Here is a 15,548-nt window from a genome sequence, read left to right as displayed (position 1 = left end):
TAGGAGTAAAATGCTATGCCTGATTTAAGTTCTAAGTTTACTGATCAAAAATTAAAGTTATTATATGGACAGGTACTAATCCATTATGAAAATGCTTCTAAGCGTGGGTTAGATCGTGATCAAATGTATGCTGAAATGTATTCTGCGCTAGTAAATGCCATGGAATCTGGCCAGAGTAAAAGCCCGTTTCATCTTCTAGATTTTAATGAAAAAGGTAAAGCAGTTTATGCTTTTAATACACTTTTTCGGACTTTGCCTATACATCAAAGAATGCGTCATCAACAGCAGAGTGTGTTTAATCCTCCAATGCCTCAATTTAATCCGTCAATTAAATTTGAGATTCATGAGTATAACAACTACAACTGCAACGATTCAGCGCTTTTAAATTATTTACTCATAAAATCTATAGTTCATGATTCTCATTATCATGGAGATAGTTGTTTCGGGTCTTCACATAGCCATGGCCATGGTTCAAAATCAAATGATGATTTGGGTAAATTGATCATGGCTTTGCTGGTTATCGCTTTAGCTTTGATTGCTGTAGTTTTAGCTACTATTGCTTTGGTTTATATGTTATATGAGTTTGCAGACAGCGTAGACCGCTTTTTTTATGGTGAAGGATGGCTGAAGGGCGCATTAATGTTAGCTACTTCCATTGGATTTGGTGCCGGCTCAGCTTATTTAACGCTTAATTTTGGCGCTGTACCATTAATTGCCCTTGCTGTAGCAGCAGGATTTAATCCAGTTGGTGTAGTAATTATGGGAACGGTGCTACTTAGCATCATTGGTGCAGGTGTTGGCTGTTTTGCAATGAGCCTCCTCTATGATTCCTCCAACAAATCCGCTAACAAAGAGTCTATGGAACCCAATGATCCAGACCGGTTTAGATTAACGACTTCAGAGGAAGAGGCTTTACGAAGAAAAAATATAGATCCTGTAGCAGTAAAATTAGCTATGATTGCAAAACAGGCCGAAATGACAGAATTATTGGGTAAAGAAAAGTCTATACCTTCCTTTTTCAATCGTGATGATAAAATTCAGAAATTACTCACTGAATTAAGACAAATACGTAAAGGCGAGATGAATGCAGTTGATATTGGTGGCCTACATTTTGACTTTACACCGCCTCCTCCTACAGTGATTTATGTCCCAGTTTATTATCAACAACCTCAGGTTCCTCTATATCAAGCTCCTATGTATCAACCGTATCAACCTCAGATGTATCAAGCCTCTACGCACGAACCTCCTATGTATCCAGGATTTCAAGATGCTTCAAACCAAATTGATGGAATAACTCCTACGGCGCCTCCTAGTTATGTACTCCAACAATAAAGTTAATGCTTCGAGTAAAGATTTTTCTTTACTCGAGGCAAATTTCCAATGTAATGATTATTTTTCTTTTAAGTATTAGGAGCTACTTATTCGAAGTAAAAGGAAGCATGCGCTTTAATACATCATCTTTGCGAATGAAATGATGATAGAGAGCCGCAAGAAAATGAAGTCCAACAAGAGCCAGGATAATAAAGGCAATTGTTTCGTGGGTTGAGAACATTATACTACCAAGTTGCTCATTTTCTGTGATTAGGCAGGGTATAGTGAACCAACCAAAAAAGTTAATCGGTTTACCATCAGAGCATGTCATTATGTAGCCAACGATTGGCATCAGTATTATAAGAATAAAAAGCAGGTGGTGGACCAATTTAGAAATAATGTATTGCCATCGTGGTTGATTCTCTGGAGGTAGGGGTTTGATACTTATAATATGCCAAATATAAAATAGGAGCCCGAGTACTAAAATAGTTACACCCACTGATTTATGCAACATCATATAGAGTGGTGTCAGAGGAGAGTTGTCACTAAGAGACCAGACAAAATAAAATTGGGCGGCAATTAGAATAAAAATTAACCAATGCAGTAGTTTCGTAATACTGCCAAAACGATTCATTGAATTCCTTAACATGTAGCTCTCCATTAACGTTAGGTAGAGTAACTATACCAACGGCTTAAATAATTTCAATACTGATAATTTCTTTAATTTTATGCTTGAAAATAATGGTATTTACAGGACAAATTATTTTCTAAGAAAGGCTGGATTACTGAAAGTAAAAAACTTGGCGGAGAGACAGGGATTCGAACCCTGGGAAGGTTGCCCTTCAACGGTTTTCAAGACCGCCGCATTCGACCGCTCTGCCATCTCTCCAGGCGAGAATACTATCCTAACGACTCTGGTTTTGCAAACATTTTTTTAATATTCTCTGCGATTATAGAGTACTTTTTCAGTGGTACGATTTTTATTTTTTTCGCTCTTTAAAAAAAACACAAGAATGTTCGCAAATTATATAGTCCTAGGTATAATGTTCCAAATTTTGTGACTGTTGTAGATACAACAGATGTATATTTTATAAATAGGTTAGGTGTAGTTTATGAAACGAATTCAAATGTTGTTCCTAATAGGTCTTATGGTATCTTTATCTGCATGCAAGACATGGTGGGGAAAAGAAGATGAAGATAATAATCCTTATAAAGGCATGACCGCGGAGCAGCTAAATACGGAAGCCCAAAAGGACTTACGTAAAAAAGAATATTCAACAGCAATAAAGCATCTTGAAGCGATAGAAACAATGTATCCATTTAGTGATTATACTGAACACTCACAAATGCAATTGATTTACGCTTATTATAAAAATGAAGATTATCCCTCAGCTGCAGCTACTGCAGAGCGATTTATTCATCTTTATCCACGCGCTAAAAATGTAGATTATGCGTATTACATGAAAGGAATGGCGAATTTCCAACAAACCCGCGGGGTTTTTGCAAAATTCTTACCACTGGATGAGTCTTGGAGAGATCCTGGAACACAAACCCAAGCTTATTCTGATTTCGGTATTTTGATTCAAAAATTTCCTGACAGTAAATATAAAGCAAATGCATTGCAGCGTATGATCTATTTACGTAATATGTTTGCACAACATGAATTGAATGTCGCGACATTCTATTTTAAACGTAAGATGTATGTTGCAGCGATCAATAGAGCAAGTTATGTCGTAAAAAACTACCCACAAGCACCAAGTGCAAAACTGGCTTTGGTAGTGATGTATCATGCTAATATGGCCTTAGGTTTCAAAAAAGCAGCAGACGAAGCGTTTGCTGTTTATCAGGCAACTTATCACACAACTAAAATGGACAGAATTGTTTAAATACTCTAGTTCTAAATCATGAGAACCGATGGTTGAGTGATAGGTAGCATTGTAGCCTGGGTGAAGGCACAGCCGTAACCCGGGTTACGGCTTACGCCTTCACCCAGGCTACAAAGTATGACTAAAAATATTTATCTGATGTCTCTTTATTTCATTTTCTACAGAAAGAGCTCAATTAATAAAGTATCTTGGTAAGAACAGATGAAAAAGGGAGCATTATCAAATGCTGCTCCCTTCGATGTATTTTATGCGATCACTTCTAATTCGGGTTCTTTTTCTTTTACCGCAAGAGCAACTAAAAGATCATGAGTTAGTTCACGTAGCTCACCGGATAATAAAGCAAGTGCTGCATCACGTTGTTGGTATTCTTCATCAAGTTGTTTAATGTCATTAAAATCATCGAGTAGAAGATCAAGGCTTTTAAGCTTTTTAAAGCTAAAATCATGGGTTAGAGTCAATTGAATTCGTTCTTTCCAGATTAACGAAATTTCAGCCGTTCCCATACCTTGAGATAATAACGTTAAGATTTCTTCTGCTGGGAGTTCATAACCCTTGCAATGCACTCGTTTTTTTTCATCATCAAGAGAAAAAAGTAAGCAATCAGACGCTAATTGAAAATGATTAGGAAGGGTGCTAGGAGATTGAATCCATTCGGCAAAACGTAAGGCAAGATTTTCTGTATGAGAAATTGGTTCAATCGAGATGCCAGCGACTGATTTACGCAAAAGAGAAGTGAGTTGTGCTGCTTGGTTGTTACTTGAAGCATTAACTATTATTCTTTTGCTGACGCTATCAAGGATGGCAAACATTTTTTTCTGAATGCAAAATGACTTAGGCAATAATTCAAATTCGATGTCTTCAGCCATCTGTGCTTTTTCAGCACGTTTCACTGGGCGACCTTGTTGCGTTTCAAGGACTTGTACTTTTTCAGCCAACATTTTATTGATCACGCCACGTGGCAGTAGACGTTCTTCCTTGCCCATACAAATTAGCGAACTACCGGCTATTTCTTGAACCATTTCATCCGCAAAGGCAGGAAGCCAGCCATAAACAAAACGAGCATGAGGGGGACAAGGTTTTAGAATATTTTCAGCCAAGGAAGCTGTTAAATCACCAGCTTCATCCAACTCATATTGATAGATTAATGCGTTGTTAAACCACATAAAAAACTCCTGAGATTACATAATATAATAAGTGCCAATTGCCATCGTTCTATTGTACGGTAATTTATAAAAGTCGATATTTAAATTAGCCGAGTAGTTGCGTATTAAAAAAGCAAATAATTTTTCTTGCCAATAGAAGGTTAATGATTTTTTTGATTTGGATGCGGTAATATTGGGAATTTCCACCATATAGGTAGCACGGTCAACATTTAACTTGAAGGGGAACAAGTTTTTGTTAGAGGCTCGTTCCAAAGCTCTGGGTATCGAAATAGTTTCCATAAATCCAAAATGTAAGGTGAGATTAAAAACTTTTTCATGCAAGCAGGTAATTTCATAACGTTGGCTGTAATGAACATACGGTATGTTGTCTACAATATAATTAACAATAAGAACACGTTCTGGAACAGCGCGGCTTAACTTGAGGAAGTGGAGAAAGCTCCCACCGCTTTTATCATAAACATCGGTAATAAAAATTGCTGTTAAATCGGTAAGTTGATTCAAACTCTTGTATTCTAGTTGTCTGAGAATCTTGGAAATATCATCTTTATTCATGTAATAATTTTCACGCAAGTATTCCAAGCCAAATTTCCAGGTATACATAATGGTTGCTATCAGTAAAGCAAAGGTGACTGGGACCCAACCACCTGTTAAAAACTTATGTAAATTTGAACCAAGAAATGCAAAATCTATCGTGAGAAATAATCCGAATATCACAGTGACTTTAAATTTTGACCATTTCCAAATCGATAAGGCTGCATAAGCAACCATTGCATCAATCAGGAGCATGTATGCATTTACAGCGATTCCATAGGCGTGAGCTAAATTATCTGATGTTCTGAATGCAAAACAAAAGGTGATAGTTCCAATAAATAAAATAATGTTAATTTGAGGTACATAAATTTGCCCGGAAAATTCCTTGGATGTTTGCACGATAGGTATACGAGGGCATAGACCTAGCAAAACAGCTTGTTTTGTTAAAGAAAAGGTAGCTGAAATAACTGCTTGTGACGCGATTACTGTTGCAATAGTAGCAAGAATAATTAATGGAATATAAAACCATTGAGGTGCAATCATATAAAAAGGATTACTAATCGCTTGAGGGTGTAAGAGTAAATTAGCACCTTGGCCAAAGTAATTTAATACCAAGCAGGGAAGAACAACCGCAAACCAACTGGCACGAATGGGATTTTTTCCAAAATGTCCTATATCGGCATACAGTGCCTCTCCTCCTGTAACAACGAGAAAGATTCCTCCCAATAATAAATATCCTTTAAATCCTGTCTCCTGTATCAAAGCAAAAGCATAGTAAGGATTGATTGCTTCTAACACGATTGGGGCTTTTACTATTTGTACTATTCCGAGTACAGCGATGGTTATAAACCAGATAAGTATAAATGGGCCGAATAGATTTCCTATGCTGCCCGTTCCTCTTGATTGCAGCATGAAAAGAAAGATTAGAATCACTCCTGCAATGGGTAGAATGTAGGGTGTAAATGAGTCCGAAAGCGTACTGAGACCCTCTACGGCACTGACTACCGATATGGCTGGCGTAAGCATGCCGTCACCTAAGAGTAAGCCGGCTCCAAAAATTGCAACAATATAAAATAAGGGTACATATCGAGTGCTTTTATATTTCATCAGCGCTAAAAGGGCAAGAATTCCTCCTTCTCCATCATTATCTGCCCGAAAAATCATGATTAAGTATTTGAATGAAATAATAATAATCAAACACCAAAATATAAGTGAGAGTACTCCCATAATAGTAGTTTGAGAAATAGGGAGATTATCCATAGTGACTTTTAAGGCATATAATGGGCTGGTGCCTATGTCACCAAACACAACTCCTAAAGCTCCTAACGTGAGTCCATAAGAGAACTTTTGTGTATTTTCCATATTGATTACCAAAATGTGTTAATTGTTAAAACATTGGTTATAAAAAAGGAGATAAAATGTTTTTTTATTGTTTGTGGCATCACTGTCCCTAATTCTTATTTTTTCAGTTAAATTGAGCGGGAACTGCTTTTTTAGGCTTTATAAAATTATGAACTATTGCAGGTCTATCGTTCTTTGTGTAGATTAGCCGATTTTTGTTCTTTGGGAAATAGAAAAATGAATGCAAAGGTTATTTTGCTTAAGGCAAAACAAAACACCGTATTACGCGGCCATCCCTGGATATTCCCCAAGGCCATTGCAAAAACTCATGGGAAATTAGTCACAGGACATTTGATTGATATTTATAATGCAGATGAGGAGCTTATTGGTGTAGGTGTTTATAATGAACATTCTCTCTACAGAGTTAGAGTATTGGCTCTCGCAAATGAATCCATAGATAGAGGCAATTTACATTCCTTGATTGCACATCGTTTAAATCAGGCAAAACAGGTTAGAGAATGTTTGAATCTACCTAATGAAAAAACCACTGCTTATCGTTTATTTAATAGTGAAGCGGATGGTCTTTCAGGATTAACGATTGATCGATTTAATCAGATTTGTGTCGTTGCCAGCTCCGCTTATTGGGTTGAACTCAATCGAGAAATTATCATTCACGCTTTGCAAAATTTATTTCCTGAAGATCAAATTGTTTGGATGCCGCAAAATAAACCATTGGGTCAGGACGGCTGGAAACAAATTACTGCACAAGAGAAACAATACGATACTAAAGTTCTTGAAGCAGGAGTTATTTATGAAGTTGAATTTGCTCAAGCACAAAAAACAGGACTGTTTCTTGACCAACGAGAGAATCATCAGCGTATTGCTCAATTATCCAAAGGAAAAAACGTATTAGATCTTTATTGTTATAGTGGTGGTTTTGCTTTACATGCTGCGCGAGCTGGGGCCTCAAAAGTAACTGCTGTGGATAGTTCTGCCCAAGCAATCGCTCAAGCGCAGAAAAATGCTGCATTAAATGATGTGACCCAGATTGAGTTTATTGAAGCAGATGCCCGCGAGTATTTAACAAAAGCAGGGGATTACGATCTCGTTATTTTGGATCCCCCTAAATTGGTTCCTTCAAAACAACATGTTGAGCGCGCTAAAAACTATTATCGATTCTTGCACCGTGAAGTATTTAAGTACATGAAACCAGGTTCTTTATTAATGACATGTAATTGCTCTTCAGCACTTTCATCGCAAGAATTTTGTTCTTTGGTCAGTGCTCAAGCAGTGGCTGTAGGAAAGCAAGCTCGCATTTTAGGTGTTTATGGCCCAGCAAGTTGTCATCCTACATTAACTTCTTTTCCAGAAGGAAATTATCTGACTGCGGTCTTGTTGGCAGTTGTGTGATTATTTTTGTAGCCTGGGTGCAGCGCAGCGGAACCCGGGATTAATGGATTTAAATGAAGCTCATAATTCCCGGGTTCCGCTGCGCTGCACCCAGGCTACAAGTTATAACTTATTTAAGTATGAACCGTTCTATCTCGGTCTCGCAAGCACTGCAACACATCATAAAAACTTAATTCACATGCTTTTAATAAAACAAATAAGTGAAAAATTAAGTCAGCACTTTCATTAACCAATTCTTCGCGGTTATTATTTACTGCAGCAATTACTGTTTCTACTGCTTCTTCACCTACTTTTTGTGCACATCGTGAGAGTCCAGATTCTAATAGTTGTGCTGTATAACTGTTTTCATTTTTTGATTCAGCGCGCTCATTAATCAACTCAATTAACTCATGTATAAATCCTAAATTTGAATTATGCGCCGGTTGAAAGCAACTCGTATAACCTAAATGACAGGCTGGGCCTTTAGGTAAAACCTGAATTAAGAGGCTATCACTGTCACAATCAACACTGATATGTTGGATGGACATGCTATTACCGGAGCTTTCTCCTTTGCGCCATAGGCGTTTTCGACTTCGGCTGTAGAGATTTAATTGGCCTGTGGTGAGTGTAGCGAGCAAAGCCTCTTGGTTCATATAACCCAACATTAGAACACTACCATTTTCAGCATTTTGGATAATGGCTGGTAATAAGCCATTCATTTTTTTCCAATCCAAAGAATTAATTTCCATGTGAATCATAATCGTACCTCAATCTTTTGTTTTTTTAATGCTAATTTTATTTCATGTATTGTCAAAATTTTGTCATGAAAAATACTGGCAGCTAAAGCTCCATCTACTTGAGACTCAAGAAAAACTTGAGTAAAGTCATCCAGTGCTCCGGCACCTCCCGATGCAACTAATGGCACCTGACATAAAGACCGCATCAGTTTTAATTGATGTAAATCATAGCCATTACGCACTCCATCTGCTTGCATACAATTTAATACAATTTCTCCTGCTCCTCTATCTTGTACTTCCTTTATCCATTCTTTTGTTTTACGTTTAGAGTTAAGTGTTCTTTTCTCATCTCCAGTGTATTGATAGACATAATAATCATCATCTATCCATTGGCTATCAACTCCTATTACAACGCATTGGCTTCCAAAATCTCGACTTAATTCATTGATTAAGTCAGGGTTTTCTAATGCTGGGCTATTAATGGATATTTTATCAGCTCCTAAATTTAATAACGATTTTGCCTGAATAAGCGAGCGAATTCCACCTGCTACAGTGAAAGGAATATTAATTGTTTCTGCTACTTGATTCACCCAGTCCGGACAAACTGAGCGTTGCTCAGAGCTTGCAGTAATGTCATAAAATACAAGCTCATCTGCACCTGATGCAGAATACTCAGCTGCAAGATCAAGAATATTGCCAACAACGCGATGATTGCGAAATTTGATTCCTTTAACCACTTGATTATTGCGTACATCAAGGCATGGAATAATTCGTTTGGTTAACATATCGTACTCACTTAATTAGTAATGCATCCGGGCACTTTGTCAATAACATCGACTCTAGGTCAAATTTGCCTTGGTAGAGAGTTAATCCCAGAATCGCCTCGCTCACTCCAGTGCAACGGGGACGGACCCCGTTGGGGTCCGTCCCCTCCTGCTGCGCTGCACCCAGGCTACACCTACTATACCTACAATAACATTGATTCTAAATTTAAGTTGCCTTGGTAAAGGGTTAATCCCAGAATCGCCGCACTCACTCCTAATGCATCCAATTGATTTATATCCTGTGTGTCCCGGATGCCTCCTGAAGCTTGCCATTCAATTTGTGGAAAGCGTTCTACTGCTTCCTTATAAAGTTCAAAATTTGGTCCTTGCATCATTCCATCACAAGCAATATCGGTACAGAGTATTTGCGTAATTCCTAATTGTTGGTAATAGGAAACAATATCCCATAAATTATGATTGGTTGTTGTTTGCCAACCATGAATGGCAGGTATAGGAATTTTATCTTGTATTCGAACATCTAAAGCCAGAATAATGTGTTGAGCATTTATTACTTTAATAATTTGTGCCGTGAGTTCGGGATTGCTTATGGCAATACTGCCTATTACCAGATTAGATATTCCGGATGAAACACATAACATTGCTTGTTCTAAAGAGCGAATCCCACCACCTGCTTGCACAGGGATACCGGTGCCTTGCATGGCACAGATTAAAGGCAGTTGTTGCATCGTTCCTGTTTGTGCACCATCTAAATCAACAATATGCAAGCGCTTCGCACCTAACTGCGCAAAGTAGGTAGCCCGTTCTATGGGTAGTGCATCAAATTGAGTGACTTGATCAAATTGCCCTTGCCGTAAACGCACACAACGACCTGCTTGGATATCAATTGCAGGGATAAGGATCATAAAGCCTCCATAGGCTATTGACAATTCAACTATCCTGGCCTAAATAGCGAATTGCCAACAGCCTTTAATTGTTACAAAAATTTTTTAGCAAAGTCATTCCAGTGTCTGCGGATTTTTCCGGATGAAATTGCATGCCCCAAATATTATTTTTTTGAACTATTGCCGTGAATGGTTCACTGTATTCACAATAAGCCAATGCATACTTACTCTCACCAAGTGCGTAACTATGAACAAAATAAACATAGTCTTGTTCATTTAATCCTTGCCGTAACAACGTCTCTGTGTGCCATTGCAATTGATTCCAACCCATGTGAGGCACTGGATAACCATCTTGATGGCGTAAGCGCTTTATTTTTCCGGGAAGCATCCCCAGACACCGAACATCATTTTCTTCGCTGCTTTCGAACAACAATTGCATGCCAAGACAAATACCGAGCAGTGGTTGTTCCAGTGAGGTAATCACATCGATCAAGTCATACTTGTGCAAAGCATTCATACCATAAGCTGCAGTGCCTACCCCTGGTAAAATCACGTGGCTTGCGTTATTAATTACCATTGCATCGTGTGTTAATTGATAATTCAATTCCAACCGTTTTAATGCATTAACCAAAGAAGTTAGGTTGGTGCCACTCACATCAATAACAGCAATCATAATATCCCCTTAGTTGATGGCAGGGAGTTATTTGTTTTCATACAGGCCTGGCCGAGCGCTCTTCCTAATGATTTGAAACAGGCTTCGATCATGTGGTGGTGATTTTGGCCTTTCACTTCAACATGAATGGTGGCTCCTAGGGCAGCGGCTAACGAGCTAAAAAAATGCGGCACCATTTCCGTTGCCATACCTCCAACAAATTCCCGGGTAAATTGGCCTTTAAAGTCGCAAAAGCTTCTGCCACTAATATCTATAGCTATAGAGGCTAAGGCTTCATCCATAGGTAAAATAAACCCATAACGGTTAATACCCCATTTATCCCCAAGTGCTTTTTTTAGCCCTTCGCCAAAAGCAATTGCTGTATCTTCAATCAAATGGTGATCATCAACGTCTATGTCTCCATTGGCATACAACTCAAGATTAAATCCACCATGTTTGGCTACTTGTTCCAGCATGTGGTTAAAAAATGGCAATGGTGTGTTGATTGGGCCAATTTGATCCGCATCCAATGTCAGGTTCAATTTAATTTCGGTTTCTTTTGTCGTTCTTTGAATCACAGCACTACGTTTGTGATTAAGAATCGTTTGGGTAATTTGATCCCATCCGTGTAGTTTAGAAACGGGTAAAAATTTGATGCCCAGATTATCAGCCAATTGTCGATCAGTTTCCCTATCGCCAATAACCCAAGAAAATGATTTATCAATTGCTTTCTCCTTTAGGAATTGATCCACCAATCCTGTTTTAGGTTTTCGGCATAAGCAATTGTCTTCAGGCATGTGAGGACAAATAAAAATTTCATCAAAAAATACCCCCTGTGAAGAAAAAAGATCCAGAGTAAATTCATGGCAAATCATAAAATCATCCTCAGGAAATGCGGGGGTACCTATACCATTTTGATTGCTTACCATAACAAAGCGAAACCCTTCATTTTGTAATTGAAGTAATGCAGGAATAACATAGGGAGTGAGTTTAATTTTATCCAATGAGTCTACTTGAAAATCAAAAGGTTCTTCGATTAAGGTCCCATCACGATCAATAAATAATATTTTTTGCATTTTTAATTTCCTAAACCATTATTTTGAAAAGAAGATAGAGCATCCAGTAACAGCTCATTTTGTGGATCATCACCTACGGTGATTCGCAAATGATCATGTAAAGGTGAATGGGGCGAAAAACTTTTAATCACGATACCTTGGCTGGCAAACCACGGAACTAATTGCGTCGAGTATTTTGTTTTAACAAGAATGTAATTTGCTTCTGTTGGATAGACTTTCTCAATCACTGGGCATAATTGTAATTCGTTCATTAATTTAGCGCGAGACTCTTTAATTCTTTCAATTGCATGAAGAAACCATTCACGTTTTTCCAATGCACGTAGCGCTAAATCAATAACAACACTGGAAAAAGGGAAGGGGGGCATAATTGTATTAAAGGCTTGGATTACATGTGCTTGTGCCAATATAATTCCCAAACGAAGGTTAGCAAGACCATAGGCTTTCGACAGAGTACGTAAAACAATTAAATTATCGAACTTAGAAATTAAGCTGGCTGCACTTTGTGCTTGCGAAAATTCGATATACGCTTCATCAACAACGATGACGGAACGATTTTTATATTCAGTGCAAAGTTGAGCAATAAAGTCCAGCTCGATTAAGTGAGCAGTTGGATTATTAGGATTACACAAAAAAATAATCTTACAATTCTTTTGCCAGCTAGTGCGAATCTCTTCTATCGAGATTTTAAATTCTTGCAGCGGGTCTAAAGGACATTCGATAAGCTGGGCATGTTGTAATGTTACATAAAAACAATACATGGAAAAAGTTGGCGAAAATTGCATACAAGCGTCTTGTCCAGCACTTAAAAATAAACGAGTGATTAAGTCAATGCCATCATCCGATCCTCGAGTGAGTACAATTTGATTTATATCAACTTGATAACGTTCCGCTAGTTGCTCTTGTAACTGGTCTTTGAGACGTTTTTCTGGGTAAAAATTTAAATCTATATTCGTACTTAATGCAGACCAAGGTAGCTCGTTTGCATGGAGTCGGTGTTTAATTGGAGCACTTCCGATCACATAGGGTTTATTGTTTAATAATTCAGAGCGGATTAAGTTAAGTACTGACATGTTTAAATCTCCAGTGAATCGAGTCTAATTTTCACTGCTTGTGCATGGGCATCTAATCCCTCGATCTGGGCCAGCGTAATTGCGGAAGACCCTAGGGCCCTAATTCCTTCTTTGCTAATCGATTGCACATTAAAGCACGTTAAAAAATCGAGCGTACTCAAACCATTATGATTTTTGGCAAAACCATTGGTTGGTAGAACATGATTTGATCCAGTTACATAATCACCTAGCGTTTCGGCAGCCCATGGTCCAAGAAATAGAGTTCCTACAGAATTGATCTCTTCGACCCAAGACTCAGCATCTTCTCGATTTACAATCAAATGTTCCGGCGCATAGGAATTAATCATGTTTAATTGTTCTACTTTTTCAGCGCATACAAATATCATACTGTTCGCCATGGATTGTTTTATTGTCTGCGTTCTAGATAGAGTATTGAATTGAACTTGCAGTTGTTGGTTCACCTGTTCCGCAAATTCAAGCGTGTCGCAAACCAAAATGACTTGTGAATCAACGCCATGCTCCGCTTGTGCGAGCAAATCGGCAGCGACAAATGCAGGATTTGCTTGATTATCTGCGCTGATCATGACCTCAGAAGGTCCAGCAGGCATATCTATAGCTGCCCCGTATGGATCTGAGGCAACCAATGTTTTGGCCTCTGTAACATAACTGTTTCCTGGCCCAAAAATTTTATCTACCTTTGTAATGGTTTCTGTACCATAAGCCATCGCAGCGATTGCTTGTGCCCCACCAAGTGTAAAAATGGTATCTATGCCACATAATCGTGCTGCCACAAGCAGATGTTCGTTGATTGAACCTGAGGCATCAGGCGGGGTACATAGTATTTTTATAGGACATCCCGCCACAAGCGCAGGTACAGCTTGCATTAATAATGAAGAAATTAACGGTGTTTTATTACCAGCAGGCACATACAAACCGACTCGTTGAAGTGGTCTATAGGTACTGTAAATAGTTACTCCTCTAGCGGTACAAATGTTCTTGTCTTCAGGTAAAAGAGCTTGGTGATAGAGGGTAATCGTTTTTATCGCTTCATTAATGGCTTCCAGTGATTTCTTACTAACGCATGCGTTCTCAATTTTCCTCATGGGAATTTTCAGGCTTTCCAAACGAGCGCCATCAAACTGTTCTGTCAATGCAAATAAAGCCTGATCTCCAAATGTTCGTACCTGTTTAATAATCTCTTGCACTTTGTTTTGTACTGAGGACATTTTCAGGGGACGGGTAAGATATTGTTTTTTATCAGCTTCTGATAGGGATTGCCAATTTTTAATCGATAACATCATACTACTCCAACATTTTTTCTATAGGTAAAACCAATATAGAACTGGCTCCGAGGGTTTGAATGGTTTCTAAAGTGTTCCAAAATACGCGTTCACTGGAAACAACATGAACGGCTACTTTATTCATATTTCCTGGTAAAGGCAGAATTGTAGGTGACTCAGCACCAGGTAGTTTCTCTGCAATTACTTCGAGGGCTGATTTAGGTGCATGAAAAACAATGTATTTTCTTTCTTGTGCCTGTTGTACCGCTTGGATTCTTCGAGAAAGCATGTCAAATAAGTCTTGAAACATAGAAGAAGATGTTTGATCACTTTGGATTAATACTGCTTGACTTGAGAGTACGGTATCGACTTCATAAAGCTTGTTGTCTTCTAAGGTCTGGCCACTTGAAACCAGGTCACAAATTGCATCTGCCATACCCATTCGCGGGGCAACTTCAATTGAACCTGATAAAACAAGACTTTCCGCACATATTTTTTTATCACGTAAATATTGATTCAGTAAATAAGGGTAACTGGTAGCAATTCGCTTCCCATCTAGACTTCCTGGGCCTTGATAATCCGCAGCTTCAGGAACAGCGATTGATAAGCGACAAGTGCATGTACCTAATGCTGCTGAAATTTTGTATGATTTGCCCGGATTGGCAAGAGATGCTTCGAATAAGACATTTTCACCAACGATTCCGCCATCACATAAACCATCAAATACTAAGGTGGGTATGTCATCATCACGTACAAAAAGTAAATCGATAGGAAAGTTATCAACATGAGTAAGTAGGCTATTAGGTTTGATGCGAAACTTTAAACCACATTGCTGTAAAAGACTTAATGATTCTTCAGATAAACGCCCCTTCTTCTGCAGGGCTAAACGTAAACGATTTTTCACGATGACTCCAATCTCTTCGCAATTAGCTCATAACCGCCTGTACCAAAGCTCAAACAGCGTGCCACACGGGTTATTGTGGTTACACTGACCCCCGTTTGTTCATGAATGGTGCGATAGGGGATACCTTGTCGCAATAAAGGAACAACCTGCCAACGATCGGCCATTGCCTCTAATTCTGCAGGAGTGCATAGATCAGTAAAAAATTGTAAGGCTTCTTCTTTATTTTCAAGCAAGCTGATGGCATGCATTAAATCAGGTAGAGCAGTATGTTTTATCGGCGTATGTGTTTTCATATTAATGTATTAACGTGATAGAACATTAATACAATAATACTGATTGTTTTAAATACTGTCAATAAGGGATGAGGCGAAATTTATAGTACTGAAAATAAATACAATCGTAGAGTGGATGAATTGTAGCCTGGGTGCAGCGCAGCGCAACCCGGGATCGGTATAACTACATTTCCCGGGTTGCGCTGCGCTGCACCCAGGCTACAATTCATCCAGGTTACTAAGAAAAATAGTGTTGGGGAAGGGTATTAA

The 15,548-nt window shown here is 38.5% G+C and carries 15 protein-coding genes and 1 tRNA gene; 3 read left to right on the top strand and 13 right to left on the bottom strand.

Annotated elements, in window-relative coordinates; genetic code table 11:
* The first annotated feature begins 15 nt into the window (after nt 1–15).
* Nucleotides 16–1,332, top strand: a complete 1,317-nt coding sequence (locus tag Lstg_RS04480; RefSeq protein WP_058476472.1) for a DUF1761 domain-containing protein — start codon at nt 16–18, stop codon at nt 1,330–1,332.
* A gap of 82 nt (nt 1,333–1,414) precedes the next feature.
* Here the strand turns inward: Lstg_RS04480 and Lstg_RS04475 are convergent, their stop codons facing one another.
* Both Lstg_RS04475 and Lstg_RS04470 read right to left on the bottom strand, forming a co-directional pair.
* On the bottom strand, nt 1,415–1,960 hold the full coding sequence (locus Lstg_RS04475) for a cytochrome b (protein WP_238585370.1): 546 nt from the start codon (nt 1,958–1,960) through the stop codon (nt 1,415–1,417).
* Between the two features lie 152 nt (nt 1,961–2,112).
* Nucleotides 2,113–2,200: transfer RNA gene (locus tag Lstg_RS04470), tRNA-Ser, on the bottom strand.
* Nucleotides 2,201–2,423: 223 nt separating this feature from the next.
* Between Lstg_RS04470 and Lstg_RS04465 the strand changes: the two genes are divergently transcribed.
* Complete coding sequence (locus Lstg_RS04465) at nt 2,424–3,197, top strand: outer membrane protein assembly factor BamD (protein WP_058476471.1); 774 nt, start codon at nt 2,424–2,426, stop codon at nt 3,195–3,197.
* 245 nt (nt 3,198–3,442) lie between these two features.
* Here the strand turns inward: Lstg_RS04465 and Lstg_RS04460 are convergent, their stop codons facing one another.
* Both Lstg_RS04460 and Lstg_RS04455 read right to left on the bottom strand, forming a co-directional pair.
* Nucleotides 3,443–4,360, bottom strand: a complete 918-nt coding sequence (locus Lstg_RS04460) for a recombination-associated protein RdgC (protein ID WP_058476470.1) — start codon at nt 4,358–4,360, stop codon at nt 3,443–3,445.
* A gap of 15 nt (nt 4,361–4,375) precedes the next feature.
* Nucleotides 4,376–6,253, bottom strand: coding sequence for a potassium transporter Kup (locus Lstg_RS04455; RefSeq protein WP_058476469.1), 1,878 nt, complete (start codon nt 6,251–6,253; stop codon nt 4,376–4,378).
* Between the two features lie 216 nt (nt 6,254–6,469).
* Here Lstg_RS04455 and Lstg_RS04450 point away from each other — a divergent pair, with 216 nt between their 5' ends.
* Nucleotides 6,470–7,642, top strand: coding sequence for a class I SAM-dependent rRNA methyltransferase (locus tag Lstg_RS04450; RefSeq protein ID WP_058476468.1), 1,173 nt, complete (start codon nt 6,470–6,472; stop codon nt 7,640–7,642).
* 113 nt (nt 7,643–7,755) lie between these two features.
* On the opposite strand, the gene hisIE is transcribed toward Lstg_RS04450, so the two are convergent.
* The 9 genes from hisIE to Lstg_RS04405 form a co-directional block, all read right to left on the bottom strand.
* Nucleotides 7,756–8,379 carry a bifunctional phosphoribosyl-AMP cyclohydrolase/phosphoribosyl-ATP diphosphatase HisIE gene (hisIE, locus tag Lstg_RS04445; protein WP_058476467.1) on the bottom strand — a complete coding sequence of 208 codons (624 nt, stop codon included), beginning with the start codon at nt 8,377–8,379 and terminating at the stop codon, nt 7,756–7,758.
* Complete coding sequence (hisF, locus tag Lstg_RS04440) at nt 8,376–9,143, bottom strand: imidazole glycerol phosphate synthase subunit HisF (protein WP_058476466.1); 768 nt, start codon at nt 9,141–9,143, stop codon at nt 8,376–8,378. Before hisF ends, hisIE begins: the two co-directional genes overlap by 4 nt.
* Before the next feature lie 182 nt (nt 9,144–9,325).
* The gene (locus Lstg_RS04435; protein ID WP_058476465.1) at nt 9,326–10,045 is read right to left on the bottom strand and encodes a 1-(5-phosphoribosyl)-5-[(5-phosphoribosylamino)methylideneamino] imidazole-4-carboxamide isomerase; all 720 of its coding nucleotides are present in this window, start codon (nt 10,043–10,045) and stop codon (nt 9,326–9,328) included.
* Between the two features lie 64 nt (nt 10,046–10,109).
* Nucleotides 10,110–10,697, bottom strand: coding sequence for an imidazole glycerol phosphate synthase subunit HisH (gene hisH, locus Lstg_RS04430; protein WP_058476464.1), 588 nt, complete (start codon nt 10,695–10,697; stop codon nt 10,110–10,112).
* The gene (gene hisB / locus Lstg_RS04425; protein WP_058476463.1) at nt 10,694–11,752 is read right to left on the bottom strand and encodes a bifunctional histidinol-phosphatase/imidazoleglycerol-phosphate dehydratase HisB; all 1,059 of its coding nucleotides are present in this window, start codon (nt 11,750–11,752) and stop codon (nt 10,694–10,696) included. Before hisB ends, hisH begins: the two co-directional genes overlap by 4 nt.
* 2 nt (nt 11,753–11,754) lie before the next feature.
* A complete protein-coding gene (gene hisC, locus Lstg_RS04420) occupies nt 11,755–12,822 on the bottom strand; it encodes a histidinol-phosphate transaminase (protein ID WP_058476462.1) in 1,068 nt (355 codons plus the stop codon).
* A 2-nt stretch (nt 12,823–12,824) separates the two neighbouring features.
* Nucleotides 12,825–14,120 (bottom strand): histidinol dehydrogenase, encoded by a 1,296-nt coding sequence (gene hisD, locus Lstg_RS04415; protein ID WP_058476504.1) that lies wholly within the window; start codon nt 14,118–14,120, stop codon nt 12,825–12,827.
* Between the two features lie 4 nt (nt 14,121–14,124).
* Complete coding sequence (gene hisG / locus Lstg_RS04410) at nt 14,125–15,006, bottom strand: ATP phosphoribosyltransferase (RefSeq protein ID WP_058476461.1); 882 nt, start codon at nt 15,004–15,006, stop codon at nt 14,125–14,127.
* Nucleotides 15,003–15,299 (bottom strand): YerC/YecD family TrpR-related protein, encoded by a 297-nt coding sequence (locus Lstg_RS04405; RefSeq protein WP_058476460.1) that lies wholly within the window; start codon nt 15,297–15,299, stop codon nt 15,003–15,005. Before Lstg_RS04405 ends, hisG begins: the two co-directional genes overlap by 4 nt.
* Nucleotides 15,300–15,548: the final 249 nt, after the last annotated feature.

Origin of the sequence: Legionella steigerwaltii (genome assembly GCF_001468065.1) — a bacterium.
GTDB lineage: Bacteria > Pseudomonadota > Gammaproteobacteria > Legionellales > Legionellaceae > Legionella > Legionella steigerwaltii.
Note: the sequence above shows the minus strand (reverse complement) of the source record. Positions and strands in the feature narration are given on the sequence as shown.

Excerpts from the sequence above, each read along its gene's own strand:
- Lstg_RS04480 (WP_058476472.1), top strand. The coding sequence starts at position 16 with ATGCCTGATTTAAGTTCTAAGTTTACTGATCAAAAATTAAAGTTATTA.
- Lstg_RS04475 (WP_238585370.1), bottom strand. The coding sequence starts at position 1,960 with ATGTTAAGGAATTCAATGAATCGTTTTGGCAGTATTACGAAACTACTG.
- Lstg_RS04465 (WP_058476471.1), top strand. The coding sequence starts at position 2,424 with ATGAAACGAATTCAAATGTTGTTCCTAATAGGTCTTATGGTATCTTTA.
- Lstg_RS04460 (WP_058476470.1), bottom strand. The coding sequence starts at position 4,360 with ATGTGGTTTAACAACGCATTAATCTATCAATATGAGTTGGATGAAGCT.
- Lstg_RS04455 (WP_058476469.1), bottom strand. The coding sequence starts at position 6,253 with ATGGAAAATACACAAAAGTTCTCTTATGGACTCACGTTAGGAGCTTTA.
- Lstg_RS04450 (WP_058476468.1), top strand. The coding sequence starts at position 6,470 with ATGAATGCAAAGGTTATTTTGCTTAAGGCAAAACAAAACACCGTATTA.
- hisIE (WP_058476467.1), bottom strand. The coding sequence starts at position 8,379 with ATGATTCACATGGAAATTAATTCTTTGGATTGGAAAAAAATGAATGGC.
- hisF (WP_058476466.1), bottom strand. The coding sequence starts at position 9,143 with ATGTTAACCAAACGAATTATTCCATGCCTTGATGTACGCAATAATCAA.
- Lstg_RS04435 (WP_058476465.1), bottom strand. The coding sequence starts at position 10,045 with ATGATCCTTATCCCTGCAATTGATATCCAAGCAGGTCGTTGTGTGCGT.
- hisH (WP_058476464.1), bottom strand. The coding sequence starts at position 10,697 with ATGATTGCTGTTATTGATGTGAGTGGCACCAACCTAACTTCTTTGGTT.
- hisB (WP_058476463.1), bottom strand. The coding sequence starts at position 11,752 with ATGCAAAAAATATTATTTATTGATCGTGATGGGACCTTAATCGAAGAA.
- hisC (WP_058476462.1), bottom strand. The coding sequence starts at position 12,822 with ATGTCAGTACTTAACTTAATCCGCTCTGAATTATTAAACAATAAACCC.
- hisD (WP_058476504.1), bottom strand. The coding sequence starts at position 14,120 with ATGTTATCGATTAAAAATTGGCAATCCCTATCAGAAGCTGATAAAAAA.
- Lstg_RS04405 (WP_058476460.1), bottom strand. The coding sequence starts at position 15,299 with ATGAAAACACATACGCCGATAAAACATACTGCTCTACCTGATTTAATG.